Annotated in this window: 22 protein-coding genes, 3 tRNA genes and 1 pseudogene; 12 read left to right on the forward strand and 14 right to left on the reverse strand. The window is 72.6% G+C overall.

What is annotated here, in order from left to right:
- The first annotated feature begins 8 nt into the window (after positions 1 to 8).
- The gene (locus GA0070623_RS19450; protein WP_067304132.1) at positions 9 to 230 is read left to right on the forward strand and encodes a hypothetical protein; all 222 of its coding nucleotides are present in this window, start codon (positions 9 to 11) and stop codon (positions 228 to 230) included.
- A 553-nt stretch (positions 231 to 783) separates the two neighbouring features.
- Here GA0070623_RS19450 and GA0070623_RS19455 read toward each other — a convergent pair.
- Both GA0070623_RS19455 and GA0070623_RS19460 read right to left on the reverse strand, forming a co-directional pair.
- Positions 784 to 2,796 (reverse strand): hypothetical protein, encoded by a 2,013-nt coding sequence (locus tag GA0070623_RS19455; protein WP_067304135.1) that lies wholly within the window; start codon positions 2,794 to 2,796, stop codon positions 784 to 786.
- Positions 2,793 to 4,058: a ferritin-like domain-containing protein gene (locus GA0070623_RS19460; RefSeq protein ID WP_067304138.1), complete on the reverse strand. Its 1,266-nt coding sequence runs from the start codon at positions 4,056 to 4,058 to the stop codon at positions 2,793 to 2,795. Before GA0070623_RS19460 ends, GA0070623_RS19455 begins: the two co-directional genes overlap by 4 nt.
- A gap of 252 nt (positions 4,059 to 4,310) precedes the next feature.
- Here GA0070623_RS19460 and GA0070623_RS19465 point away from each other — a divergent pair, with 252 nt between their 5' ends.
- On the forward strand, positions 4,311 to 4,625 hold the full coding sequence (locus GA0070623_RS19465; protein ID WP_197700003.1) for an HflX-like GTP-binding protein: 315 nt from the start codon (positions 4,311 to 4,313) through the stop codon (positions 4,623 to 4,625).
- 89 nt (positions 4,626 to 4,714) lie between these two features.
- Positions 4,715 to 5,269 carry an HAD domain-containing protein gene (locus tag GA0070623_RS19470; protein ID WP_089004126.1) on the forward strand — a complete coding sequence of 185 codons (555 nt, stop codon included), beginning with the start codon at positions 4,715 to 4,717 and terminating at the stop codon, positions 5,267 to 5,269.
- A gap of 247 nt (positions 5,270 to 5,516) precedes the next feature.
- Here GA0070623_RS19470 and GA0070623_RS19475 read toward each other — a convergent pair whose 3' ends face one another.
- From GA0070623_RS19475 to GA0070623_RS19485, 3 genes are all read right to left on the reverse strand, one after another.
- Positions 5,517 to 5,795, reverse strand: a complete 279-nt coding sequence (locus GA0070623_RS19475; protein WP_067304148.1) for a hypothetical protein — start codon at positions 5,793 to 5,795, stop codon at positions 5,517 to 5,519.
- A 357-nt stretch (positions 5,796 to 6,152) separates the two neighbouring features.
- Positions 6,153 to 6,225, reverse strand: a tRNA-Arg gene (locus GA0070623_RS19480).
- Between the two features lie 35 nt (positions 6,226 to 6,260).
- Positions 6,261 to 6,351, reverse strand: a tRNA-Ser gene (locus tag GA0070623_RS19485).
- 1,146 nt (positions 6,352 to 7,497) lie between these two features.
- Between GA0070623_RS19485 and GA0070623_RS19490 the strand changes: the two genes are divergently transcribed.
- On the forward strand, positions 7,498 to 8,223 hold the full coding sequence (locus GA0070623_RS19490; protein ID WP_231932474.1) for a hypothetical protein: 726 nt from the start codon (positions 7,498 to 7,500) through the stop codon (positions 8,221 to 8,223).
- Here the strand turns inward: GA0070623_RS19490 and GA0070623_RS19495 are convergent.
- Positions 8,184 to 8,957: a CPBP family intramembrane glutamic endopeptidase gene (locus GA0070623_RS19495; protein WP_067304191.1), complete on the reverse strand. Its 774-nt coding sequence runs from the start codon at positions 8,955 to 8,957 to the stop codon at positions 8,184 to 8,186. The two genes, GA0070623_RS19490 and GA0070623_RS19495, sit on opposite strands and share 40 nt — an antisense overlap.
- Before the next feature lie 144 nt (positions 8,958 to 9,101).
- On the opposite strand from GA0070623_RS19495, the gene GA0070623_RS19500 reads away from it, so the two are divergent.
- Complete coding sequence (locus GA0070623_RS19500) at positions 9,102 to 10,220, forward strand: globin domain-containing protein (RefSeq protein WP_067304151.1); 1,119 nt, start codon at positions 9,102 to 9,104, stop codon at positions 10,218 to 10,220.
- Between the two features lie 139 nt (positions 10,221 to 10,359).
- On the opposite strand, the gene GA0070623_RS19505 is transcribed toward GA0070623_RS19500, so the two are convergent.
- Positions 10,360 to 11,862 carry a peptide deformylase gene (locus tag GA0070623_RS19505; RefSeq protein ID WP_067304153.1) on the reverse strand — a complete coding sequence of 501 codons (1,503 nt, stop codon included), beginning with the start codon at positions 11,860 to 11,862 and terminating at the stop codon, positions 10,360 to 10,362.
- 486 nt (positions 11,863 to 12,348) lie between these two features.
- Between GA0070623_RS19505 and GA0070623_RS19510 the strand changes: the two genes are divergently transcribed.
- Positions 12,349 to 13,071, forward strand: a complete 723-nt coding sequence (locus GA0070623_RS19510; protein ID WP_067304194.1) for a ferric iron reductase — start codon at positions 12,349 to 12,351, stop codon at positions 13,069 to 13,071.
- Between the two features lie 12 nt (positions 13,072 to 13,083).
- Here the strand turns inward: GA0070623_RS19510 and GA0070623_RS19515 are convergent, their stop codons facing one another.
- Complete coding sequence (locus GA0070623_RS19515) at positions 13,084 to 14,979, reverse strand: hypothetical protein (protein ID WP_231932476.1); 1,896 nt, start codon at positions 14,977 to 14,979, stop codon at positions 13,084 to 13,086.
- A gap of 210 nt (positions 14,980 to 15,189) precedes the next feature.
- Here GA0070623_RS19515 and GA0070623_RS19520 point away from each other — a divergent pair, with 210 nt between their 5' ends.
- Entirely contained in the window at positions 15,190 to 15,900 is a 711-nt protein-coding gene (locus GA0070623_RS19520; RefSeq protein ID WP_067304159.1) for a class I SAM-dependent methyltransferase, read from the forward strand.
- A 51-nt stretch (positions 15,901 to 15,951) separates the two neighbouring features.
- Here GA0070623_RS19520 and GA0070623_RS19525 read toward each other — a convergent pair whose 3' ends face one another.
- Positions 15,952 to 16,485, reverse strand: a complete 534-nt coding sequence (locus GA0070623_RS19525; RefSeq protein ID WP_067304162.1) for a YbhB/YbcL family Raf kinase inhibitor-like protein — start codon at positions 16,483 to 16,485, stop codon at positions 15,952 to 15,954.
- Between the two features lie 135 nt (positions 16,486 to 16,620).
- Here GA0070623_RS19525 and GA0070623_RS19530 point away from each other — a divergent pair, with 135 nt between their 5' ends.
- A complete protein-coding gene (locus tag GA0070623_RS19530) occupies positions 16,621 to 17,001 on the forward strand; it encodes a nuclear transport factor 2 family protein (protein ID WP_067304165.1) in 381 nt (126 codons plus the stop codon).
- Between the two features lie 74 nt (positions 17,002 to 17,075).
- On the opposite strand, the pseudogene GA0070623_RS31690 reads toward GA0070623_RS19530, so the two are convergent.
- Positions 17,076 to 17,291: pseudogene (locus tag GA0070623_RS31690) on the reverse strand (hypothetical protein); the annotation flags it as partial.
- A gap of 249 nt (positions 17,292 to 17,540) precedes the next feature.
- Positions 17,541 to 17,627: transfer RNA gene (locus GA0070623_RS19540), tRNA-Ser, on the reverse strand.
- Between the two features lie 317 nt (positions 17,628 to 17,944).
- Between GA0070623_RS19540 and GA0070623_RS19545 the strand changes: the two genes are divergently transcribed.
- Complete coding sequence (locus GA0070623_RS19545; RefSeq protein WP_089004128.1) at positions 17,945 to 18,922, forward strand: NAD(P)H-quinone oxidoreductase; 978 nt, start codon at positions 17,945 to 17,947, stop codon at positions 18,920 to 18,922.
- A 54-nt stretch (positions 18,923 to 18,976) separates the two neighbouring features.
- Here GA0070623_RS19545 and soxR read toward each other — a convergent pair whose 3' ends face one another.
- On the reverse strand, positions 18,977 to 19,441 hold the full coding sequence (gene soxR / locus GA0070623_RS19550) for a redox-sensitive transcriptional activator SoxR (RefSeq protein ID WP_067304171.1): 465 nt from the start codon (positions 19,439 to 19,441) through the stop codon (positions 18,977 to 18,979).
- 45 nt (positions 19,442 to 19,486) lie between these two features.
- On the opposite strand from soxR, the gene GA0070623_RS19555 reads away from it, so the two are divergent.
- Positions 19,487 to 20,257, forward strand: coding sequence for a transketolase (locus tag GA0070623_RS19555; RefSeq protein ID WP_084261134.1), 771 nt, complete (start codon positions 19,487 to 19,489; stop codon positions 20,255 to 20,257).
- A gap of 2 nt (positions 20,258 to 20,259) precedes the next feature.
- Entirely contained in the window at positions 20,260 to 21,168 is a 909-nt protein-coding gene (locus GA0070623_RS19560; RefSeq protein WP_067304197.1) for a transketolase family protein, read from the forward strand.
- 142 nt (positions 21,169 to 21,310) lie between these two features.
- On the opposite strand, the gene GA0070623_RS19565 is transcribed toward GA0070623_RS19560, so the two are convergent.
- On the reverse strand, positions 21,311 to 22,015 hold the full coding sequence (locus GA0070623_RS19565) for a glycosyltransferase family 2 protein (RefSeq protein ID WP_067304200.1): 705 nt from the start codon (positions 22,013 to 22,015) through the stop codon (positions 21,311 to 21,313).
- Positions 22,016 to 22,188: 173 nt separating this feature from the next.
- Between GA0070623_RS19565 and GA0070623_RS19570 the strand changes: the two genes are divergently transcribed.
- A complete protein-coding gene (locus GA0070623_RS19570) occupies positions 22,189 to 24,405 on the forward strand; it encodes a phospholipid carrier-dependent glycosyltransferase (protein ID WP_089004129.1) in 2,217 nt (738 codons plus the stop codon).
- Positions 24,406 to 24,466: 61 nt separating this feature from the next.
- Here the strand turns inward: GA0070623_RS19570 and GA0070623_RS19575 are convergent, their stop codons facing one another.
- Positions 24,467 to 25,063, reverse strand: coding sequence for a hypothetical protein (locus tag GA0070623_RS19575; protein ID WP_067309197.1), 597 nt, complete (start codon positions 25,061 to 25,063; stop codon positions 24,467 to 24,469).
- Between the last annotated feature and the right edge of the window lie 8 nt (positions 25,064 to 25,071).

Below are 25,071 nucleotides of genomic sequence, written 5' to 3' on the forward strand. Positions count from 1 at the left end.
GAGGGTTTATGCCCGTCACCGCCGACCTCACCAAGCTGGTCGACAAGGCCTACCAGGACAAGGCGCTCACCGAGCTCGTCGACGCCCCGGTGTCCGCCCTCGCCGGGGTCAGCGACGGCGACGCCAAGCTGCTCAAGCAGGCCTTCGGCATCACCACCGTCGGCGACCTCGGCCGGAACCCCTACTTCCGTACCGCCAGCGCCCTGGTCGCCCTCACCGGCGGCAAGTAACACCCCCGCGGACGCCCGGTGGCCCGAGTTTCTCCGGGCTACCGGGCATCCGCCCGTCGTACCCCCGGTAGCGCGATCGTGGGCGTGCCAGCGGTCGGCAACCCCACTCCGGCCCGGCATCGTGCTGCGGCCGTCCGCCGCGACACCACCGTCACGGCGGCTTGCTGACGACGTACGACCCACCGGTGGTGGCCCCACGGGACGCGTCGGGCCACCGCTGCGTCGGTTTCCTCCGCTGCCGTGGACGTCGAGGGAGCGGTGTCCCGGCGGGCCGGGCCGTGGCCGTCGAGCGACCCACGGCCGGGCAGGTGAGGTCCCTGTCTCGTGTCCGGCCCTGGTCCCCGCCGAAGGTCTCCCCGCCGCCCAGCCCATCAGCGGACTGGTGGGCGCCGTAAGGATTCGGTGGAGGCAAGCCGTCGTCGACGGTGTCCGTCGGCGGTCCACTGGGCTCTCTCGCCATCGGGCCAACCCGCCACCAGGCCGGAAACCGGTGGCGGGTCCTCCGGAACTGTCACGTCGGCGGTGACGGAACCGACGGCGTGGCGGCCTCAGGTCAGATCTTCAGCTCCTTACGGCACCAGCGTCGCACCAGGGCACGTTTGCCCGCGGACAGCTCCCGGGTGATCGGCATCTCCAGGGCGGTGCCTCGACGGCTCTCGTCGATCACGTCCAGCATCAGTCCCGCGAAGTGGGTCACCCGGTTCGGATCGTGGGGGGTGTTGGCCGGCCCCCACGGAATGATCGTCCCCATGATCGGGTAGAGCAGCGCGTAGTAGCTGAACACCTCCCGGTAAACCAGGTCGAAGGTGAGCTGGTCGTCCGGTATGTCGCTGTAGTCGTCGTATGGCAGTGCCCGGACCGTGGAGAAGTACTCCACCGCCCAGGCCGGGTTGTCCGGGTCGGCGTGGGTGTCCGGCGGCAGGTACCGCAGCTTGTAGCAGGCTGGCGCGTCGACCTCGATCGGCACGTCCACCCGGCCGCCGGCCGGCACCCGCACGGTGAACTCGCCGACCTTCTCCTCACCGAGTGAGGTCGCGGTCAGCACCAGCGGGTTCACCGAGTTCACCCGGCCGGGTGTCTGCACGTCCCGCCAGACCTGCACGGTCAGGGTCAGGGGCTCGGTGATCGGCTCGCCCTTGCGGAACAGCCGCAGCGCGGCTGTCCCCTTCGCCCGCTGGCCGCGGCCGTCCGGCACCATGTCCAGGTACACCGCCTGGTCGTCGGTGGCGACCTGGACCGTCCCGATCTCCCGCAGCAGCAGTACGGGACGGTGGTCGACCCAGGCCCGCAGTTGCAGCACGCCGTCATGGATGTGCTGCCCGATCTCGCTGCGCGGACTGAAGTCGAACTCGACCACTCCGCCGTACGTCTCGTAGGGGCCCTGCTCGTAGTCCACCACGCCGATCATCGCGCGCCGCTGCTGGCCCCCGACCTCGTAGAGCAGCTCCAGGAACACGCCCCCGTCGAAGTCGATCTTGCTGAAGTCGCCACCGCCGACCTCAGGGAACGTGGTGCCCAGGTCGAGCACCACCCGGTTCTCGTCGATGTACGCCATGGCCGGGCCGACCAGCTCCGCGTCCGCGCTCGACGCGCTCAGCGCGTTCAGGGTGGTGCCGGGGATTTCGACGCGTTCCACGTCCTCGTGGGTCTTGACCCGCATCCGGGTCACCGCCCGGGGGGCGCCCCCGTCGGCCGGGAAGTAGGGTGGGCCGGGCTGGTGCAGGGCCCGGCCGACCGGGGCGGAGATCATGTCGGTGCCGTTCCACACGCCGACGGTGCCGACCACCCGACCGATCTTCGGGTTCATCGCCCGCTCGCCCCGCTGGAACCTGTCGTACATGGTCATCTGGTCGAAGCTGGTCCGCATCCCGTAGAAGCACCAGCGCAGCAGCAGACCACCGCCGTCGGCAGCGCCCTCGCGCAGAGCACGCAGGCCGTCCGAGTCCGGCGCTCGCTCCGGGTCGACGAAGACCAGCGTGGAGTTCGGGATGACGGCCTGGAAGGAGCCGGCGCCGCCGGGACGGAAGAAGTTCAACCACCTGGTGAACGAGGTGGTCGGCACCCCCCGCACCAGTTCGGTCAGCTCGCCGTCGCGGTCCGGGCCGATGATCCGGAAGCCGGCCGCCACGAACTGGGTGCCGTAGCTGTCGGCCGGGTTCACGTCGACGATCCGGGCGTTGAACGCGAGATACGCGTTGAGCAGCGGATCCCGGGCGGCTCTGGTCACCGGCTGGTCGTCCACCCACACGCTTGTCGCCTTCGCGTTGCCGAACGTGGCGAGGTGGTCACCCCAGTAGTTCCAGTAGCCCGGCATGCCGGACTGCCAGTTGGGGCTGGGCGTGGCCGCCGTGTCCGGGTCCGCGTACACCACCAGGCTGGTCATCCATTCCCGGTACGCGGCGTCGTCCATCGCCGGCAGGCTCGCGCCCTCCACCACCGGCGGATTCAACACCTGGACCCGGTCGTAGTCCAGCAGATGGACGATGTTCTCGTTGTTGGCGGTGGACGGGTTGACCATCGCGTCGGAGCCGAAGAACCCGATTCTGGGCCGGGCCAGATAACTCATGCGGACAACTCCACGGACGACGGGGCGAAGAGCGGGACCAGCGTTTCCAGCCGGGCGGCGATGGTGGCCAGCGCGTCCTGCGCCTCAGCGCCGATCCCGGAGTCGGTGAGGCCGAGCACCCGGCACCGTCCGGCGACCGCGAGCAGTCGTCCGGCCAGCGCGTCGATCGTGGCCGGCGGGCCGGTCGGCTGGGGTTGCGGTAGCTCGAAGCTGGGTCCGGCGTACCGGCCCGGGTGGTCCGCGCCGGCCGGCAGCCGGGTCAGCAGCGCCGCGAGCGGCTTGATGCCCAGCGGCATCAGAGCGGTGATCACGCGCGCCAGGCCCCGCCGCTGTGCGGCGCTCTCGCCGTCCGGCGTGAACAGCCGGGTCAGCATGTCCACGAAGAGCAGGTACAGCTCGTTGAAGGCGACGCCGACCGACCGTGCCGCCGGGTCGGTGATCAGGGTTCCGCCGGTGTTCGTCGCGTCGTAGGCCGGGTTCTCCACGGTCGGCCAGCCTGGGACGAAGTCCGGCTGCGCACGGTTGAGCCCGTCCAACTGGTCGGCGATCTGGTGGAAGTACGCGAAGTGCGAGTTCGACTGCCAGTCCGGCACGCCCTCGCCCTCCAGCACGATGAGGTCGATGTACCGGGCGGCCTGCTCGGCGGTGGTTATCGCTTCCAGCGTCGGGGTCAGCGGAATGAGGGCGCTGGTGACCTGCCGGGTCGCGGACGCCCGGTCGATCCACTCCGGATGACCGAGGATCGCCTTCTTGATCTGGTCGTAGAGTTCGGCGATCGAGCCGTACGGCCGCTCCTGGCTGGCGGGGATCGCCATGTTCAGCCGGGCGTGTGCCTGCCGCCCGCACTCGGCGCAGAAGGCGTCCCACCAGCCGTCCGGTTCCGGCTTTTCCCAGCACAGGAACCGGTTGACGGTGTCGCGGTCGAACGGCGTCAACGTGGACGGCAGGCTTATGTCGGAGTACCGGCTGGCCGGCTGTGGGAAGTTGGGCCGCCACAGCAACGGCGCGGCGCCCAGGGCGATCAGGATGTTGTTGGCCAGGGTGAGGTGGTACATCTCCTGTACCGCGATGCGGGTGAGCTGCTGGCTCCACTGCTCGGTCAGGGCCGCCCGGACCGCGGTGATCCCGGGATCACCGCCCTGGGCCAGGGTCGCCGCCGCGTACAGGTACTGCACGCAGAGCATGTGTTCCAGCTCGCAGGCGTCGTGAAGCATCTTGATGGTCGTGGACTTGTCCAGCAACGCGGGCTCGATAGCCGCCACGCACAACCTCCATAGTGAGCGGAAGGTGTTCCGATGACTACCCGACGCTACAAACGGGGGGTTGGGCTGCCAACCCATTGCCTGAGATCTATCGAATTGTGGGGAAGTCGAGCGCCACGCGTTACAATGCCGCCTGCGTCTGCCGGCGACTGCCTGCAAGGTGGCGGGGCTTTGTAACCTTGCGTAGTGGCAGGAAGGCGAACTGGGCGCCCATGCATCCGTCTGGCGGGCGCCGGCGTGATGCTGGTTGGCTTGTTCTCCGCCAAGGACAAACAGGTTGAGGTGAAACTAGACCTTCTGGCGGCTTCAGTGGAAGCACGTGGTGGACGAGTGGTTGGCCGGCAGATCCAGAGGCGGGGCATCTCCCGCGGCGGTGCGAGCAGGATGACGTCGCCGTTCTCTCGGCGAACCCTGCTCGGCTCGGGCAAGGCCGACGAAGTCGCCGACGCATGCCGGTCGGCTGCGGTCGCCATGGCCGTCTTCGTCAACCCGTTGACCGACCATCAGCGGACAGTTCTCAGCGATCTGTTCGGTTGCCCGGTGGTCAGCGGCGACGACCTCGCCTGAACACCCGCTCGTGCCGTTCTCACGCTGCTTACGGTCATTGGCCGCTGGCGTCAGCGGCCCGGACCGGCCGATCGCGGTACGGTTCCGCAGTGCCTGCCAGCGTCAAACGACCGTTGATCTTTGTCGACATCGACGGCGTGCTGATCCCACTACGGGCCCGACCGCACCAGGTCGGTACTCGTTGGAGCGGCAGAGCAGTAGACGGTGCCGACCGCCACGGCAATCCTCTGTTGGACCGGCTCGATCCCGCCGACGGTCAACGGCTCCGCGCCCTGCCAGGTGAGCTGGCCTGGGCCAGCACCTGGATGGCCGAAGCCAACGAGGTCGTGGCACCCCGGATCGGTCTTCCCGCCCTGCCCGTCGTCGACTGGCCCGACGACGACGAGGAACCACCGCGTGGAGTGCACTGGAAGACCAGACCGTTGGTGTGCTGGGCGGCAGGACGCCCATTCGTCTGGCTCGACGACGAAATCACCGACGCTGACCGGCGATTGGTCGCCGCACATCACCCACAACCGGCACTCCTGCACCACGTCGACCCACACGACGGACTGACCCACATCGACCTCACGGCAGTACGCCGATGGTTGGACCACCACCACGACATCGGCTACTGCCGCGAGTCGAGCGATCCGACCGATTGACCGGAGCGCCGACAAGCGATCAACGTGCCGCCAAGCGCCCCGGGCATGGGCCTGACGTCGCGGTCAGGTATCCAACCGCGGCAATGCCGTCGTATCCGCTGGTCCGCACCGACGAACGCTCACGGGTACGACGCGTCGCCTCCGACCAAGACACCCGGGATCACCTGAACGCGGCGATGCCTGCCTCGGGGGGCCAACCGGTTGAGGGAAGCTTCGGTAAGCACAGCTGCGCCTCTCGGGTGTGGGCTCAGTCCGTTCCCCCTCCGCCGCCGGTATCGAAGTTCGCAGCGTCTCCATACCCGGCGTTCTCCACGATGGCGGCGGAGTGCCGGTCGGGAACACCACGACCCCGGTGAAAGATGTCGCGATCAGGGCGCGGCGAGTTGCGGCGTATCGCCCGCATGGCGGCCCGCGCGGCCGCCGCCTTCTCCGCTGCGCTCTGCGGCCGACGACCTCTGCGCTTGAAGATCAGGACCATGACGCCCGCCACAAGCCCGATGCCAGCCAGCAAGAGATACCACTGCATGTCCTCACGGTAGAAACAGCCCGCATCTGGACGGAGAGAGCTCTCATGCCATGCCGCTGACCGTGCGTGCCGTGATGAATCCGGGTGCGGGTGTCGGTCAGACTCGTGTTGACTTTGCCGGTGGACCGTCAGCGGCTCAGCAGCATCGCGCACTCGCACCACCAGCCCGCACCAACAGGCCGACACGATCAGCCATGATCGAAATGCCTCCGGACCGGATGGAACACCGCCGGACCGGGCCGGACGTGAGGAATGCTCGTCGCACGAGCACCCACCGAGCACCCAACCGACCACAAGGGACAGAAAAGCAAAGGGGCCTGACCGCCGTTTTGGCAGGTCAGGCCCCTCATGATCTTGTGCGCCCGAAGGGACTCGAACCCCTAACCTTCTGATCCGTAGTCAGATGCTCTATCCATTGAGCTACGGGCGCTTGCTGCTCGACCAGTCTACACAACCGGTTTTGCGCGGAGACTCCGGGATTCGAACCCGGGAGGGGCTTTAAAACCCCAACCGCATTAGCAGTGCGGCGCCATAGACCAGACTAGGCGAAGTCTCCCCGGTGACCCTGCGGACCACCGCGGACGAGGATACAGGTTCGCCCCCACCCGGGGCAAAGCGACTGTCGGTGCGGGGCGGACCGCTGGGTGCCAGCCCGACCTGGCGTGGCCGTGCCGGCCTGGACCACGCGCCGCTCGCACCGTGTGCCGGGTCACGTTCGCGACTAGGCTGCATCGGCATGCAGGAGCAGCCGTCGAGCGACCAGCCCACCGGTGACCGGACGCGTCGCCGCTCCCCGGAGACGCCGTTCACCCCGCCGCCGACCCCGCCGCGCCAGCAGCAACCCGCGGACGGCGAGGCGAAGGCCCGGCCGAGGCGGACCCGCCCGGCGAAGGCGGCGCCGGCCGTCCTGTTCCAGCCGCCCGTCGCGGAGCCGGTCGAGGCCCGTCCGCCGACCGTCACCCGACCGCGCGGCGCGGGCGGCGACACCGTGCCGGCGGCCGAGCCGACCGCCGTGGCGGACGACCCGTCGACCATCCCGGCGCAGTCCGCGACGGGCGGTGTGCCCCCGCAGGGTGGTAGCGCGAACCCCAGGAAGTCGACCCCTCGGCGGGCCACCCGCAGCCGGGCGGCGAGTGGGGATGCGGGTAACGCAGCCCCAGCCCTGCCCGACGGGCAGGCACCGTCCGGCCAGGCCAGCTCCGAGCCCACTGAACCCGGCACCGGCAGCACCTCGGAAGGCGTCACCACGCCGCCCCGCAAGCGAACAGCCCGAAAGGCGACGCCGACGGACGACAGCCGCCAGACCGCCCGTATGGCTGCGCCACGCAAGCGGGCGACCCCGACGAAACCGGTCCCGCCGGCACCTACCGCCCCGCCGGTAGCGGTCCACGGCGACGCGACCGCGCCGACGGCGACGCCGAGCAGACCCACTCCCGCCGCGTCGACCACACTCGCCGAAACCGCCACCCCCATGAAACCTGCCACCCCTGCCGAGCCCGTCGGCCCTCCCGGACCAGCCGCCCACGCCGAGTCCCCCGGACCCGCCGCGCCTGCCGCTCCAGAACCTGCCCCCGAACCCGCCGTGCCTGCCGCTCCAGAACCGGCCGCCGAAGCGGTCGAACCCGCCGAAGCGGTCGAACTCATCGCAGCGGTCGAGCCCGTCGAGCCCATCGGGGCACCGTCGACGGCCGCAGCGACCGGCGTGACCGGCGTGACCGGTGCGGGCGGCGCGGAGTCGGGGCGTACCACGGCAGGGGAGCTGGCGGCGCTGCGGACCCGGCTGCTGGCCCACCCGGGGTTCGCGCCGGAACTGCTGGCCATGGCCGCCGTCGAGGGGATCGGGCCGCGCGCCCGGGAGTGGGCGCACGGGCTGCGCGCGGCGTACCCGGACGCCGACCCGGACGGGCTGGCCCGGCTCGCCACCCGGCGGTACGTGCGGCTGGCCGGGGTGGGCGGGGCCGCGGCGGCGGGGGCCGGGGTGTTCGCGCCGCTGGCCGAGCTGGCGGTGGTGCTCTGGACGCAGTCGGCGCTGGTGCTGCACCTGGCCGCGGCGTACGGCCGGGATCCGGTACACCCCGACCGGGCGGTGGAGGTGCTGGTGCTGACCCAGGTGCATCCGGACGCGGACAGCGCGCGTGCCGCGCTGGACGCGGCGCGGGCGGCGGACGGGCCGGGGGAGGGGCCGTGGCCGCGCGCGGTGGAGGCGGCCTGGCGGCTGGCGGCACCGCTGGCCGCGCAGGCCGGCGGCTGGGCCGTGCTGCGCCTGGTGGCCCGGGTGTTGCCGGGGGCGGCGGTGCTGGCTGCGGCGGCGGGTGACGCGGCGGCGACCGAGCGGCTAGCGGCCCGGACGGTGACCGGCTACCGGCGGGGCGGGGCCGACGGCGGCGGTCACAGCCAGTCGAACCACTCCCGGGGCAGCGACGAGTAGCCGACGAAGGCGACCACGTCGAGCAGGGTGTGCGCCACGATCAGCGGCATCACCCGCCGGGTACGCAGGTAGAACAGGCCGAACACCACGCCCATCACGGCGTTGCCGACGAACGCGCCGAAGCCCTGGTAGAGGTGGTAGGAGCCGCGCAGCAGCGCGCTGGCCGCGATGACCGCGCCGAGCCGCCACTGGAGCTGGCGCAGCCGGGTGACCAGGTAGCCGACCACGATCACCTCCTCCAGCATGGCGTTCTGCACGGCGGCGAGGATCAGCACCGGCACCGCCCACCACAGCTCCGGCAGGCCCGCGGGCACCAGGGTGGCGTTGACGCCGAGCTGCGCCGCCGCCCAGAACAGGGCCAGGCCGGGCAGGCCGATCAGCGCGGCCAACCCGGCACCCCGGGCCAGGTCGGAGCCGGGCCGTCGCAGGTCCACCCCGAGGGTCCGCGCCGGGTCACCGGGATCCCGCGCCAGCAGGTGTACGGCGAGCAGCACCGGCAGCAGCGCGAAGACGATGCCGAGCAGCTGGTACGTCAGGTCGAGCCAGGGCCGGGCGGACTGCGAGGTGTTGAGCGAGGCGGTCTGCTTGGACAGCGGCCCGTCGGCGGTCAGCTTCGCGGTCAGCGACACCACGGCGTAGACGGCCGACTGCCCGAGCGACAGTCCGAGCACCAGCAGGGTCTCGGTGCCGAGGACCCGCCGGGACGTCGGGCTGGGGGGCTGCTCAACGGTCACCGCACCACTCTGCCCGACGGCGCGGGTCGCCGGCACCGCCCGGTGGGTCAGATGAGTCGATCGCACATTCTGTGCGACCGGTGGACACGCTCCGTGGACATTCTATGCGTGCCCGATCCGCCGTATGGAGGAGGACCGCCCCCCGTGGACAACTTCGCTCGGTTGCTCAAGCAGAGTTGGACCCTGGTCGAGGAGGACCGGGACCGGCTGAGCGGTCGCTTCTACGCCCGGCTCTTCCTGCTCGACCCCGAGCTGCGCAGGCTCTTCCCGGCGGAGATGACCGGCCAGGGCGACCGGATCCTGGACGCCATCGTCACCGCCACCCAGGTGATGGACGATCCGGAGAGCTTCGACGAGTACCTGCGCTCGCTGGGCCGGGACCACCGGAAGTACCACGTCGACACCGCGCACTACGCGACGATGGGGGTGGCGCTGCTGGACGCCCTGCGCTGCACGGCAGGGGCCGGTTGGAGCCTGGAGTACGACCAGGCCTGGCGGGAGGCGTACGCGGCGATCACGGCGACGATGCTGGCCGGTGCGGAGTCGGACCCCAACCCGCCGTTCTGGCACGCGGAGGTGCTCACCCACGAGCGGTTGGGGGCGGACACCGCCGTGTTGACCGTCCGCGCCCTCCAGCACCCGCTGGTGTGGAAGGCCGGTCAGTACGTCAGTGTCGAGGTGCCCCGGCATCTGCCCCGGGTGTGGCGGACGTACTCGGTGGCGAACGCCCCGAACGACGACAACGTGCTGGAGTTCCATGTCCGTACGCCGGCCGGCGCGGGCTGGGTCTCCGGCGCGTTGGTCCGCCGGACCAGGCCGGGTGACCTGCTCAGGGTGGCCGCGCCGATGGGTTCGATGACGGTGGACCGCGACTCCGGGCGGGACATCCTCTGTGTGGCCGGCGGGGTCGGCCTGGCCCCGGTGAAGGCGATCGTGGAGGAGTTGGCCGGCTGGAACCGGGCCCGCTGGGTGCACGTCTTCTACGGTGCCCGGCACGCCGACGAGCTGTACGGCCTGGCCGGGCTGGAGGAGCTGGTCGCCGCGCACCCCTGGCTGTCGGTGACCCCGTCGTGCAGCGAGGACCCGGACTTCGGTGGTGAGCGGGGGGACGTCTCCGAGGTGATCGCCCGCTACGGCCCGTGGACGACGCACGACTGCTACGTCTCCGGCTCCGCCGCGATGGTCCGGGCGACCCTGCGGGCGCTGGCCGGGGACGACGTGCCGCCGCAGCACATCCGGTACGACACCTTCGGCAACCTGTAGAGCTTTACTCCCCCCGAGACCGGGTCGCGTGCCCCCGCCCCCTGGGGCACGCGACCCGGTCGCCCGTCCGCACCGGTCGCCGTCACCCAGCCCCGCCCCGGCCACTCGCGCCCGGCGACCGGTGGAACCGGCGACGGGGTCAGGCGTTGCTCTCGCGGTACTCCTCGACGGGGACCAGCGGCACGCCGGGCGGCATCCGGTCGGTCCAGGACCGGCCCTCGAGGTGGTCGATCTCGTGGGCCACCAGCCGGGCCATCCCGTACGCGAACGAGGTGATCATCTGGCCGCCGTCCCAGCGGGCGTGTTCGACGTCGATGCGTAGCGGCCGGGGCACCAGGCCCCGGTGGTCGGCGGTGGCGAGACAGCCCTCGTACTGTTCGACGGTGTCCGGGCTCTCGCCGACCACCCGGGGGTTCACCAGGACGACCGGCGGGGCGTCCCGGTCGGCGGGGCGGACCACGGCCACGGCGGCGTCCAGGCCGAGCTGGGGTGCGGCGAGGCCCATCCCGGCGCTGAACGGGTGCAGTTCGTCGGCCCGGGTGAGCAGGTCGGTGAGCCGGTCGACCACCTCACGGGCGGCGGTGGCCTCCCGGGGCAGGTCGAACGGGCGGGCCGGCTGGCCGGCCGGGGTCGCCTCGGGGGCCAGCACGCCGAGCGCCCGCAGCTGCTCGGCGGGGCGGGTCGGCACCGGCGCGGTCGTCTCGGCGGGCTCCTGGCGGAACCGCCACTGGAGGCGGAAGCGGGTGTTGAGCGGCGGGTCCTCGGTGGACCAGTCGAAGACCACCCGGTCGCCCCGGTCGTGTCGGCGTACCGGGGTGCGCAGCGGTCCCTCGTCGGCGGAGAGCGAGGTCTCCACCCCCCACACCCGGGGGTCGAGGGCCGCCGGCAGGTCCAGCCGTACGGCCAGGTGCCGGGTGGGCAGGCGGACGGCGCGTTGGAACCAGGGGCCCCACTTGACCCGACCGACCCGGTAGGCGTACTCGACGTCGGCGCGTTCGCCCGGGTGCAGCGGGAACGGGCCGTCGGCGTTCTCGAACAGCAGCCAGATCTCCTTGTACGCGTCCCGGTCGTGGCGGACCCGCCAGTGCATCGGCTCGCGGGCGCCGCCGTCGTGGTGGACGGCCCGGAAGCGCAGCTCGGCGAAGGTGAGCGGGTGCTCCCGGTGGTGCCGGTTGGAGCGGCTCGGATCGTCGGGCCACCGGTCGACGGCGACCCGGACGAGGTAGCGGGTGACCGGTTCGGTGCCGGCGTTGTGCAGCCGGCGGCGGACCACGCACCGGTACGTCCCGTCGACCAGGGTGAGGCTGGCGGTCTCCCGTTCGACGACGAGCCCGGTGCCCGGTGGGAGCCACCGGCCGGGGGGCGTGGGTTCGCGTTGTCCGGGGGCGGCCCGGGTCTGACGGAGCCGGTCGTACTCGCGGAACCGTTGCCAGATGACGCCGCCGGCGTCGAGGACGGCTTCGGCCCGCCGGGCGAAGTCCTCGGTGGGGCGGTGGCGTCGCCCTTCGACATGGCTCACGTACGACGGGTCGAAGCCCATCATGGTGGCGAGCTGCTTCTTGGTCAGCCCTCGCCCCGTCCGGTGCCGGGCGAGTTCCGCCGCGAACGCATCGGTGGCCCGCTCCAGAGGGGAGGTCGTCATCAGCTTCCTCACGCAGCCGGGATGACAAGTGTTCACGTTTTCCCGCTCGGCTTACAGCGAACTGGCACGTTGCCGACATATGCCTTGACATCACCCCCTCTTCCTCTCTTGCAGGTGCGCCCGGCCGCCGCCCGACCACCACCCCGGCCGCCGCCCGACCACCACCCCCGCCGCCGCCCGACCACCACCCCGGCCGCCGCCCGAACGGTGGTCGGGGTGGTGGGGTCGGCTGGCCCGGATCCGGCGGGCAGGAGGTGACACCCGCCTCCCCGATACCTGGTGAGGAGGGCTTCCCCTCGGCCGTGAGGATGGTTAGGCTATCCTTAGCTTCAAGCGTGATCCCTCCGGTACCCTGAGTGGCCGCGCGAACCGCTGCCACCCCTGGTGGCCCGAGCGAGTGACGGGAGGGTGGTCCAGGTGACAGCGGTGCTCCCGGGCCAGGACCTCGCCGGCCGGCTCGCTCCGGTCACCGCCACCCTGCGCGCCATGTTCGGCACCGACGTGCTGCCCGGCCTCGCGCCCGGCCTGGTGGTGGCGGACGAGGGCGGTTGGAGCCCCGCCACCACCCTGGTCGACGGCTCCCGGATGCCCGATTTCCTGCGCGCCGCCGCCCGTCGCTGGGGTGGCACTCCGCACGCCTGCGCCGCGCTGGCCTGGAAGGCCTACAGCTACTGGACGGCGCTGCCGGTGGTGCTCGGGTGGGCCTCGGCCCGCCGGGTGCCGTTGCTCGACCCGGCCGACGTGCTGATCCACTTCGAGGATCACCGGCAACTGCTCACCATGGGCCTGCGCCGTTCGACGGCCGTCGCGGTGCTGCCCGGTGACCCGCTCGCGCTCACCTGCCAGCCCGGGGTCCGGGTGGTCGCCGACGAGGCGGAGCTGCTCCGCGTCCTGCGGGCCAGCCTGCTCGACGCCCACCTCGCCCCGATGATCGCCGCGCTCCAGGCGGAGGTGCGGGTGGGCGCGCGTACCCTGCTCGGCTCGGTGGCCTCCGGCATCGCGCAGGGCATCCTACGGGCGGCGGACGTCCTGCCGGGCTCGTCGGTGCACACCGTCGACACCCTGCTCGACGCGCTCGACCTGGCGGACCTGGTCGAGCTGGTGCCCGGCCGCACCGGCGAGCCGACCGTGCAGCGGCGCACCTGCTGCCTGGCGTTCACCCTGCCCAGCCCCAAGATCTGCCAGGGCTGCTGCGTCCGCTCGGCCTGACCTTCCGCCGGCTCAGTCGGCGAGCTGCCGGACGTCCCAGAGCCACACCCCACCGGTGCGGACGGGGGTGACACCGGTCAGCGCGGTCATCGCCCGGCGCAGCGCGTCGGCGTACCGGTGCGGGCCGAGGATCACCACGCCGGCCCGCCAGTACCGCAGGTCGGTCCGGGCGGCCCGCCGGTCGGCGGCGGTGACCGGCGGGACGGTCCCGGTCCGCGCGATCCCGCCGAAGAAGTTGCTGGTCCGCCGGTAGGGCGCGGTGAACAGGGCGGCGTCGGGCTCGGGGGACCAGGGTCGGGTGTCCGGGGCGAGGAAGTAGCCCCGGGCCAGCGGCATCTCCAGCCGGGTCCGGGACGACCAGCGCAGCGGGTCGGCGTAGGTGTTGTCGGGCAGCGGCAGGGTCACCACGCTGCGGCCTCCCGCCACGTAGGGACGCCAGCCGCCGGACGTGACGAACTCCGGCACCGGGTCGAGGCGGGTCGTCGGCAGCGGGGTCGGCAGCAGCGGCAGCAGGGCCATCAGCAGCACGGTCACCGTGGCGAAGCGGATCTGTCGCCGGGCGGCCGGGTGCCGGTGGGCGAGGTCCCGGGACCGCTGCACGCCGAGGGCCAGCAGCACCCCGATGATCGGCGTGATCGCCAGTGACCAGCGGGTGGGCACCACGGAGTGCAGCAGGGGCAGCTCCTCCAGCAGCGCCCACGGGGCGGGGACGCCGGTGTTCCGCCCGTTGAGCTGCACCTCCCGCCCCAGCGACAGGACGGCGAAGAAGAGCCCGAGCACGGCCAGGCCGACCACCAGCGCGCTGCGCCGCAGCCACCAGACCAGGGCGACCGTGAGGACGATCAGCGGCCAGCCGAAGAAGGCGTTCTCCTCGGTGGGATTGCGGGCCAGCGGATCGGCGGACCGGGCGTCGCCGGCCAGGGACTCCCGGGACCAGCCCACGAACGCGCCCAGGTCGGTGCGGTAGCCCCGGATCAGCCGGGACAGCCCGTGGTAGGAGCCCGGCCCGAAGAGCTGCACGTGGAGCGGGTAGGCGAGCAGCACGGCGGAGAGGAGCGCGGCCACGCCGAGCCCGGCGAGGAACGGCCGGGCGGCCGTGCGCAGGTGCGGTCGGCCGATGCCGAGGGCGCCGACCACCACGGCCAGCCCGATCGCGGTCATCAGCAGGATCTCCAGGTTGAGGAACGCCTGCCAGACGATCAGTAGGCCGAGCAGGAGTCCGTTGCGCAGCCACCGGCCCGGCTCGGCCAGCCGCAGGGTGCGCCAGATGATGAGCGGCACGACGAACTGGGAGACGATGTTCGGGTGGGCGTTGGCGTGCGACACCATCGCCGGGGCGTACGCGCAGAACGCCGCGCCGAGCCAGGCCGCCCCCCGGAACCGGGTGACCACCCGGGACAGCAGGAAATACCAGGCGGTCCCGGTAGCCGCCATTCCGAGGGTGAGGAAAAGGAGAAACGACCAGTGCGGCCCGAAGAGCAGCGTGACCGGGGTCATCGGTATTGACACGGATAATACCGAGGTATTCGCCATCAGGTTGACGCCGTCGGGCACGTTCATCCGATCCGAAGCGAACGGATAGCTCCATTCCGTGACCACCCGTGCGCCGTGGGCCATCATCCACTCGAACTGCGCCTGATCCGATCGGTTGTCCCGCACCCCCGCCCCGGGGTCGCGCCAGAGTCGGGCGGTCACCCAGAGGGCCAGCAGGAGGTAGCTGCCGACGGCGAGCGCGTCGGCCCGCCACCGGGTGGTGGACCCGACCCGTACCGGTCGGCCCGCCGGTGGTGACGGTCCGGCCGGGAGCACCCGTCGCCAGCTCCGCCGGACGGTCCGCCGGGCCGGCCCCGACCCCGCGTCGGCGACGCCGGACCGGTCGGCCCCGGGGTCCGATTCAGGAGTAGCCATGACAATTCAGAGCGTAGTTGCCCTATGGCGGGCACGTGACATGTTTCGGGTACTGCCGTACTATGTGCCGGGTTCGCCGACCGCCGATCGCGTGCCCTCCCCCGACCACATTCCAGCTCCCACGGTGCCCCGTTTCCTCCGCCCCTCTCGCGGATGATTCACTCTGTCGGTCCAGGCGCGGGTCAGTCATATATCGTGAGGAATCGACGCATGGTAGAAATCCTTGGGGATCAGCGCGTCCAGGCAGAGGTGCTGGAGGGTCTGGCCACCGCGGTCAACCACCGTCGGTGGTTCGTCGAGCTGGCGGTGCCCCATCTCGGTGACGACCCGATCGAGATCGGCAGCGGCCTGGGGGACTACGCCCTGGAATGGGCGCGGCACGTCCCCCGGTTCACCGCCACCGAGGCCGACCCGGACCGGCTCGTCCTGCTGAAGGAGCGGCTGGTCGACGAGCCGACCATCGAGGTCCGCGAGATGCTGCTGCCGCACCCGGGCGGCGGCGACTACAGCGCGGCCGTGTCGTACAACGTGCTGGAGCACATCGAGGACCACGTGGGCGCGCTGCGCAGCATGCGCGACCTGGTCCGGCCCGGCGGCGCGGTGATCATCATCGTGCCGGCGTTCCAGTTCGCGATGGGCCCCGCCGACATCGCCACCGGCCACGTGCGCCGCTACACCAAGAAGACCCTCGGCGACGCGATGACCGCGGCCGGGCTGCGCGTCGAGACGATGCACTACGCCAACGCCCTCGGCCTGATCGGCTACTTCATGGCCACCAAGGTCTTCCGGCTGATGCCGAAGGAGGGGCCGATGGTCAAGGTGTACGACACCCTCGTACTGCCTGCCACCAAGGCCGCCGAGCAGCTCGTCCGGCCGCCGTTCGGCCAGTCCGTCTTCGCCGTCGCCCGGGTGCCCGGCTGACCGTGCCCCGCGCCCGCCGGCCCCGCGAGCGCGGGACCGGCGGGCCACCGGTCACTCCTTGATCTGGTACGTCGGCCGGATGACCGCCCGTGCCAGGGTGTGGAACGCCAGGTTGAAGCCGACGTACGCGGGGCTGGCGTCCGGCCCGACGCCGAGCGTGTCGACGTCGACCGCGTGCACGGCGAAGACGTACCGGTGCGGGCGGTCACCCGGCGGCGGGGCCGCGCCCCCGTAACCGGTGTCGCCGTAGTCGTTGCGGACGCTGAACGCCCCGCCCAGGTCGGCCTCCCGCACACCGGTCGGCAAACTGGTCGTCGAGGCGGGCACGTCGACCAGCACCCAGTGCCAGAAGCCGCTGCCGGTCGGGGCGTCCGGGTCGAAGCAGGTCACCACGAAGCTCTTCGTCTCGGCCGGGAAACCCGACCAGGTCAGCTGCGGGGAGACGTTCTCGCCACCGGTGCTGCCGTGCGCGTACCGGGCGTCCATCGGCTCGCCGTTGCGCACGTCGGCACTGGCCAGGTCGAACGACGGGACGGTCGGCAGCAGCTCGTACGGGTCCGGGGCGATCGGTCGTTCCAGGGTCATCGGGAAGGTCCCTTCCGGTGTGCGCGATTTCCTCTGCCCTTTCTTACCCCGCCGGGCCGGACGATCGAACCGGAAGCACCGCGCACCGTCGGGCCGCCAGAATGAGGGGACGCGGCGGACGACCGGGAGGGCAGAATGCAGGACACCGAACGTGAGGCGGAACTGCTGGAGGCGGAGCGTCGTCTCCAGGTCGCCCAGCGGGCCGGCGATGTGGCCGCGCTCGACGCCCTGCTCGACGACCGTCTGCTCGCCGTGGGGCCGGACGGGCGCACCTTCGGCAAGTCCGACGACCTGGCCGCCCACCGCAGCGGCAGCTCGGTGCTGGACGAGCTGGTGGAGGAGGAGCTGGAGCTGCTGGTCGCCGGGACGACCGGGGTGACGTTCTTCCGGGGGCGGGTCAGCGGCACCTTCGCGGGCGAGCCGTTCGCGGCGCGACTGCGTTACACCCGGACCTGGACCTATGACGAGGGGTACGGCTGGCGCATCCTCGCCGCCCACCTCAGCCCCGTCCCCTGAGCCGGCTGTCCGGACTGCTCGCTGGCCGACGTAGGGCGGCTGCCACCGGCGTCGGGGCGGCGGCGCACACCCGGGGGTCGCCGTTGCTCAGGCCGGCCGACGGGGTGCCTCCTCTCCAGCTTCGCCGGCTGCACGAAGATCGACCGACGGGCGACCGCATCGCCTCTGGCGTCCAGTTGGTAGACGTCCAACCGGCACCACCCGTCGTAGGTGATCCAGTCGGGCACCCGGATGACCCGGCACCAGATCGGCTTGACGAACTGCACGCTGGCGGCGCGGGTGACGTACAGCGAGACGCGACGGCCACCACCCGACGCCCACCCGTCGCCGGCCGAATTCGTGAGCCGCTTGACCCAAGATCGTGCTGGAACCATGTTGTAGTGGCATTCTGCGATTCCGAGGCCACTGCAACATGGTTCCAGCACGATCTTGAGCGGGGCGAGACGAGACGGCACCCAGCGGGACGCGGTTCACCAACCGCGAACCGTCCCCTGGCCGACGTCCGCGCTGGTCGGGGGACGGTTCTGCTGCTATGAAGGCGGAGGGTGTGGGATTCGAACCCACGAAGACATCGCTGCCTTACCGGTTTTCAAGACCAGCGCCATCGGCCACTAGGCGAACCCTCCCGGACCGCCACCCAGAGGTGCACGGCTGTACCTAGTCTGCCACGAACTGCGACCGGACGAGCCGGCCCACCACCGTCCGACGCGCTCCACCGTGCCGGAATCGGGTCGTTCATCCTCGGCGTGACCAGCATGACCTCACCCGGTCGGTCCACTGTGGCCAAAATTCCGGCCGTCCTGGGCGAGCCGTGACCCAGCCGGGGCGACAGGTGGTGGATATTGCCGGCCGAAGGTGGTCATGTTGGCGGATATCGTCGGCCGGGCGTGGCTCGCGGCCCGGATCGGGTAGGACCTCGGCCCGGATCGGGTAAGACTGGGCCATGCATGCGATCACGATCCCGGAACCCGGTGGACCCGACGCGCTCGTCTGGGCGGAGGTGCCCGATCCCGAGCCCGGCGCGGGTGAGGTGGTGGTCGAGGTGGCCGCCAGCGCGGTCAACCGGGCCGACCTGCTCCAGCGGCAGGGGCACTATCCGCCGCCGCCGGGCGCGCCCGCGTACCCCGGGCTGGAGTGTTCGGGGGTGATCGGCGCGGTCGGCGCGGGGGTGACCGGGTGGGCGGTGGGTCAGCCGGTCTGCGCGCTGCTGGCCGGCGGCGGCTACGCCGAGCGGGTGGTCGTGCCGGCCGGGCAGCTGCTGCCGGTGCCGGCCGGGGTCGACCCGGTCGACGCCGCCGCGCTGCCCGAGGTGGCCTGCACCGTCTGGTCGAACCTGGTCCGGGTGGCCCACCTCGGCGCGGGCGAGACGCTGCTGGTGCACGGCGGCGGCAGCGGCATCGGCACGTTCGCGGTGCAGTTCGGCGCGGCGCTGGGCGCGACGGTGGTGGCGACCGCCCGGTCGACCAAGCACGACAGGTTGCGGGAGCTGGGTGCCGCGCACACCGTCGACTACCGCGAGCAGGATTTCGTCAGGGAGGTCCGGCGGGTCACCGACGGGCGGGGGGCGGACGTGATCCTCGACATCATGGGCGCGTCCTACCTGGCCCGGAACGTGGCGGCGCTGGCCGACGGCGGCCGGCTGGTGGTGATCGGCATGCAGGGCGGCCGGCAGGCGGAGCTGGATCTGGGCGCGCTGCTGGCGAAGCGGGCCTCGGTGGCGGCCACCGCGCTGCGGTCCCGCCCGCCGGCCGACAAGGCGGACATCGTCCGGGGCGTACGGGAGCAGGTGTGGCCGCTGGTGGAGGCGGGCGCGGTCCGGCCGATCGTGGACCGGCGGCTGCCGATGCGCGACGCTGCGCAGGCGCACCGGCTGGTCGAGTCGAGCGACCACGTGGGCAAGGTGCTGCTCACCACCGGGTGACGGCCCGACCGGACCACGAGGTGGTGCCGGTGGCGCTGCCGGGCCGGGGGGAGTTCAGCACGGCGCGGGCGGGTCCTCCCGGTGGGGCAGCACCAGGCGGCGGGCGCCGGGGCCCTCGCCGGCCAGCGTGTCGTCCGGGTTGTAGAGGGTGCAGCGCTGCAACGACAGGCAGCCGCAGCCGATGCAGCCGTCCAGGTCGTCGCGGAGCTTGCCGAGCAGCCGGATCCGTTCGTCCAGCCGTTTCCGCCAGGTGCGGGAGAGGGCGGCCCAGTCGTCCGGGCTGGGGGCGCGGGACGAGGGCAGCGAGTCCAGCGCGGCACGGATCTCCTCCAGCGAGATGCCGACCTGCTGGGAGATCCGGACGAACGCCACCCGGCGCAGCTCGGTGCGGGCGTACCGGCGCTGGTTGCCGCCGGTGCGTTCGGCATGGATCAGCCCGAGCCGTTCGTAGTAGCGCAGCGCCGACTGGGCCACCCCGCTGCGCGCGGAGAGCTGACCGATGGTGAGTGACTCGTGCATCAATGCCCTTGAGTTGAAGTCAACTTCAGGTTGCACGCTAGCGACATGACCACACCGACCGCAACCCGCCCACCCGGCCGCGTCCTCCCCGGCCCGGTCGTCGCACCGCTGGAGCGCCTCCGCGCCGGCCGCCACTACGACGCCAACGTGTACTCCACCGTCGACGTGCACTGGACGCTCTACGACCGGGTGCTGCGGGTCACCCCGGCCACCGTCGACGACCCCGACCGGGACCGCTTCCTGCTCTCCAAGGGGCACGCCGTGGCCGGCTACTACGCGGTGCTCGCCGCCAAGGGGTTCATCCCCGCCGACTGGCTCGACGACGAGGGCGGACCGGACAGCCGGCTCGGCGGCCACCCCGACCGGACCCTGGTCCCCGGTGTGGAGATCGGCTCCGGCTCGCTCGGTCACGGCCTCGGGCTGGGCGTCGGCACCGCACTCGGCCTGCGCGCCCAGGGGCGTACCACCCCCCGGGTGTACGTCCTGCTCGGCGACGCCGAACTGGACGAGGGCTCCAACCACGAGGCGATCGCTTATGCCGGGGCCACCGGACTGGCCGGGCTCACCGCGATCGTGCTCGACAACGCGTCGGCCAGTCACGGCTGGCCGGGCGGGGTGGCCAGCCGGTTCGCCGTCAACGGCTGGACCGCCGCCACCGTCGACGGACACGACCACGACGCCCTGTACGCCGCCCTCACCGGCCACGACGGCCACCGCCCGCACGCCGTCGTCGCGGTCGACACGCCCGCCCACCCGGCGGACCGGCCGGACGGGTCGACGGCCGGCGACGTGACGACCCCGGGGAGCCGGCCATGACCATGCGGGACGCCTTCGTCGCCAGCGCCACCCGGTTCCTCGACGACCCCCGGACCACGATCGTGCTGGCCGACATCTCCGCCGACGCCTTCACCGAGGCGGGCCGACGCTATCCGGACCGGGTGGTCAACGTGGGTATCCGGGAACAGCTGATGATCGGGGTGGCCGGCGGGCTCGCCCTCACCGGGCAGCGCCCGATCGTGCACAGCTACGCCCCGTTCCTCGTCGAGCGGGCGTACGAGCAGATCAAGCTGGACCTCGACCACCAGGGCGTCGGTGCGGTGCTGGTCAGCATCGGCGCGTCGTACGACCGGGCGGAGGCCGGCCGGACCCACCTGGCCCCGGCCGACGTCGCCCTGATCGACACCCTCGACGGCTGGACCGTGCACGTCCCCGGCCACCCCGACGAGGTGCCCGACCTGCTGCGGGACGCGGTCTGCGGACGGCACTCGACCTATCTGCGGCTGTCGATGCGCGGCAACGCGCGGGCGTACCCGCAGGCGGGTGGGTTGCAGGTGGTCCGCGACGCCGGACCGGGCGCGGCGCTGCTGGTGGCGGTCGGTCCGGTCCGCGACGACGCGCTCGCGGCGGTGGCCGACCTGCCGGTGACGGTGGCCTACACGCACCGCCCCCGGCCGTTCGACGTGACCGGGCTCCGGACGCTGGCCGGCGGCGAGGTGATCGTGGTCGAGCCCTATCTGGCCGGCACCTCGACGCGGGTGGTGGCCGAGGCGCTGGCCGACCGGCCGCACCGGCTGCTCAGTCTCGGTGTGGGCCGTGCCGAGTTGCGGCGCTACGGCACCGCCGGGGACCACGACCGCTGGCACGGCCTCGACCCGGCCGGGCTGCGCCGCGCGGTCGTCGACTTCCTGACCTCCGGGGACCGGACGCGGGGCGAACCGGCGCGGTGACCGGGCCGACGGCCGCAGCCGGCCCGGTGGTCACGGGCGGGAGTGGCAGCCGACCCGGACGGCCGCGGCCGACCCGGTGGTCACGGGCGGGACGGCGGCGCTGTGGGCTCAGCGGGGGAGGCGGGCGGAACGGCGGCCGGGCTCAGCGGGGGGTGCGGGCGGAACGGCGGCGGGTGCGTTCCCGGCCGAGGATCCAGATCGCCTCGACACCGTCCTTCCAGGTGATCTTCTTGCCCTCCTCGCGACCGCGCGCCCGGTAGCTGATCGGCACCTCGTACGGGCGGATCCGCCGACGTAGCAGCTTGCCGGTCACCTCCGCCTCCATCCCGAAGCCCCGGGACCGGATGCCCAGCGACCGGTACAGCTCGACCGGCATCAGCTTGAAGCAGGTCTCCAGGTCGCCGATGTAGGAGTTGAACAGCACGTTCGCCGCCATCGTGACGCCCTTGTTGCCCATCACGTACCAGAAGCTGTAGGCGCTGTGGCTGCCGAAGGTGCGGTTGCCGTAGACCACCGTGGCCCGCCCGTCGAGCACCGGGGCGAGCAGCCGTGGGATGTCCTGCGGGTCGTACTCCAGGTCGGCGTCGAGGATGACCATGTACTCACCCTCGGCGCTGTCCACGGCCGTCTTGATGGCCGCGCCCTTGCCCGCGTTGCGGGGGTGGGTGATCACCCGCAGCCGCGCGTCGTCCGCCCGGCCGAGGATCTCCCCGGTGCCGTCCCGGCTGCCGTCGTCCACCACGACCAGCTCGATCTCGCACGGGTAATCGACCGCCAATGCCTGCTTGAGGGCATCCGCGATGCGTTCTTCCTCGTTGTAGACCGGCATGAGGATCGAGAGCTTCACGGGAATCTCCACGGTGGCGACAGTGAGTCGGGCCCTAGCCTAGCCTGGCAGGTCAGCCCTGTGAGGGTCGCCACCGTGCCGGCCGGGGCCGTCCGTCCGTCCCTTCCGCGCCACCGACGTCGGTTCGCCGGCCGGCAGCCGGTCGCCGGTCCCGATGGTGTTTACTTCCGCCCATGTCGGCAGCCGGCTGGATGCTCGTGGCGGCCCCCGTCGCCGCGCTCGTGACGCTCACCGCCCTCCTGCGGCCCCGGGCCGCCGCAGCGGTCGCCCCGAACCGCCTCGGCGTGCTCCGGGCCGCCCTGCTGACCGGCGTCTTCGCCGTGCTGACCGTGGAGCTGCTCGGCGCGGTCGGCGCGCTCACCCTGCCCGCCCTCGCCCTCGCCTGGCTGGTCTTCCTGGTCGGCATCGCGGTGCCGGCCGGCCGGCACCGCGGCCGGGCGACGGTCCGGGCCGGGACCACGGTCGCCGAGGACCGCCGGGCGGTGCTGGTCGGCGCGGCCGTGGGCGGCCCGGCGGCGGGCGGCGCGCCCGGGACCGGCCCCGGGCGGCCCACCGCGCACCCGGCCGCCGTCCGGGGTGGCGTCGCGGCGATGCTGTCCGGCTGGTCGGACCGGCTGACCCGGCTCTGGCGTACGGGAACCCGGGGCGAGCGGCTGCTTGCCGGCACGGTGGTCGGGGTGGTGCTGACCGAGCTGGTGGTGGCGCTGCTCGCTGAGCCGAACAACTTCGACTCGCAGACGTACCACCTGCCGAAGGTGGAGCACTGGGTGGCCCAGGGCAGCCTCGACTTCTGGCCCACCGCCATCCACCGGCAGGTGACCATCCCGCCCGGCGCCGAGTACCTGCTGCTGCACCTGCGCCTGTTCACCGGCGGGGACGCGCTGCACAACCTGGTGCAGTGGGCCGCCGGGATCGGCTGCCTGCTGGCGGCCACCCGGATCACCGCCCAACTCGGCGGGGGGCGACGGGCCCAACTGCTCACCGCGTTCCTGGTCGCCACCACGCCGATGGTGGTCCTCCAGGCGACCAGCACCCAGACCGACCTGGTGGCCGCCGCCTGGACCGCCTGCGCCGCCACCCTGGCGCTGGACGGCCTGCGCCGGCGGGCCGGCCTGGGCGACGCGCTGGCGCTGGGCGCGGCCACCGGGCTGACCGCGCTGACCAAGACCAGCGGGCTGCTCGCCGTCGGGCCGCTGCTGCTGCTCTGGGGCCTGGCCCAGCTCCGCCTCGCCACCCGCCCCACCGGGATCGACCGCCCCACCGGGGCCGACCGGCCAGCCGGGGGTGGCCCTGCCGGGACGGCGCCGGGCGGGGTGGCCCGGCAGGTGGCCCGGACGGTGGGCGGCTCGCTGCTGGTGCTGCTGGTCGCGGCGACGGTGGTGGGGCCGTTCCTGGCCCGGGAGACCGCCGAGTTCGGCCACCCGTTGGGGCCGCCCCGGCTGCGGGAGTCCATCCCGATGGAACGGCACGATCCGGCTTCCGTCCTGGTCAACGCGCTGCGGATCGGGCACACCGCGTTCGACACCCCGCTCGCCCCGCTGCGCGCCGGCACCGCCGAGGCGATCATGGCCGGCTCCCGGACGGTCGGCGTGGACCCGCAGGACCGGGCCATCACCTTCGGCCGGGAGGTCTTCCCGGTGCCCTCCTGGTATCCCGACGAGGACCGGGTGGCCTTCCCGCTGGCCGGGGCGCTGGCGCTGCTCGGGGCGGTCGTCGCGCTGGTCCGGCCCCGGCGGGTCAGCCCCGGTCGGCCGGGGGCGCTGCGGGCGTACGCGGCCGTGGTGGTGTGCGCGGTGCTGCTGCACACCGCGATGATCAAATGGCAGCCGTGGGGGAACCGGCTGCTGCTCTACGCGCTGGTGCTGGCCGTACCGCTGGCCGGACTCTGGGTGGACGCGGTGCTGCGGCGGCGGGCCGGGGCGGGCCGCCGGTCGGTGGCCGCCGGGCTGGTGGTGACCGTGCTCGCCACCTCCGCGCTGGCCGGCGTGCTGGCCCTGTCGTACGGCTTCCCGCGCCGGCTGGTCGGTGCCGGCTCGGTCTTCACCACCACGGAGTGGGACACCCGGTTCCTGCGCCGGCCGCAGTGGGCCGCCGAGTTCCGCTGGGCCGCCTCGGCGGTGCGGGCCAGCGACGCCCGGCGGATCGGCCTGGTGCAGCAGAACGACAACTGGGAGTACCCCTGGTGGTTGCTGCTGCGCGACGCCGACGGCCGGTCGCCCGAGCTGGTGGCGTTGCAGTCGGTGCTGCCGGACCGGCCGCCGGCCGACCCGGCCTCGGTCGACGCGATCGTCTGCACCGGCCCCCGGACGGAGTGCGTCCGGCTGGTCCCGGCGGGGTGGACGGTCGAGTACCGGGACCACGTCGGCTACGCGCTGCCCCCGGCCCGCTGAGCCACGGGGAACACCCGTCGGGGCCGGTGGTCCACGCCGGCCCCGACCGGCCCCCCACGGGTCACTTCTGCTTGACCGGCACCACGATCAGCCGGGCGACGCTGGCGTCCCCGTCCTTGGCCCCGGCCACGTTGACCTTGGTGCCCACCTTGACGTCGCTGGCCTTGATGGTGGTGCGCCGCTCGACCACCCGGAGCTGGTCGCCCAGCTTCCAGGTCAGCGAGAAGCCGTCGGTGGACTTCACGGTCACCGAGCCGCCGTCGACCGCGGTCACCTCGCCGCGCTGCACGACGACGGTCTTCGTGCCGCCGTCCTTGGTCTGCACCACCGCCTCACCGTGCAGGCCGTTGCGGCCCAGCTGCACCCGGGCCTGCCGGCGCTGCCGCAGCTCCTGCGCCCGCTCACCGCGCTTGCCCTTGGCCCCGGCCTGCGGGGACGGGGTGGTCGACGCGGCGGGCGCGGCGAGCAGGTCCAACTCGACCGGGTCGAGGCCCAGCGCGGCCAGCGCCTGCCCCTCGACGCCCAGCGCGGCGGCCACGTCGACCGCGGTGGCCTTCGTGCCGTCCGCCGCGACCTGGGCCGCCCCGCAGCCGGCCACGCCGAGCGTGAGCGCCGCGAGCAGCGACGTGGCGGTGACGGCGATTCCCCGATGTGCCATGACTCTTC

The sequence above is a fragment of the Micromonospora rifamycinica genome, assembly GCF_900090265.1.
GTDB classification, from domain to species: Bacteria; Actinomycetota; Actinomycetes; order Mycobacteriales; family Micromonosporaceae; genus Micromonospora; species Micromonospora rifamycinica.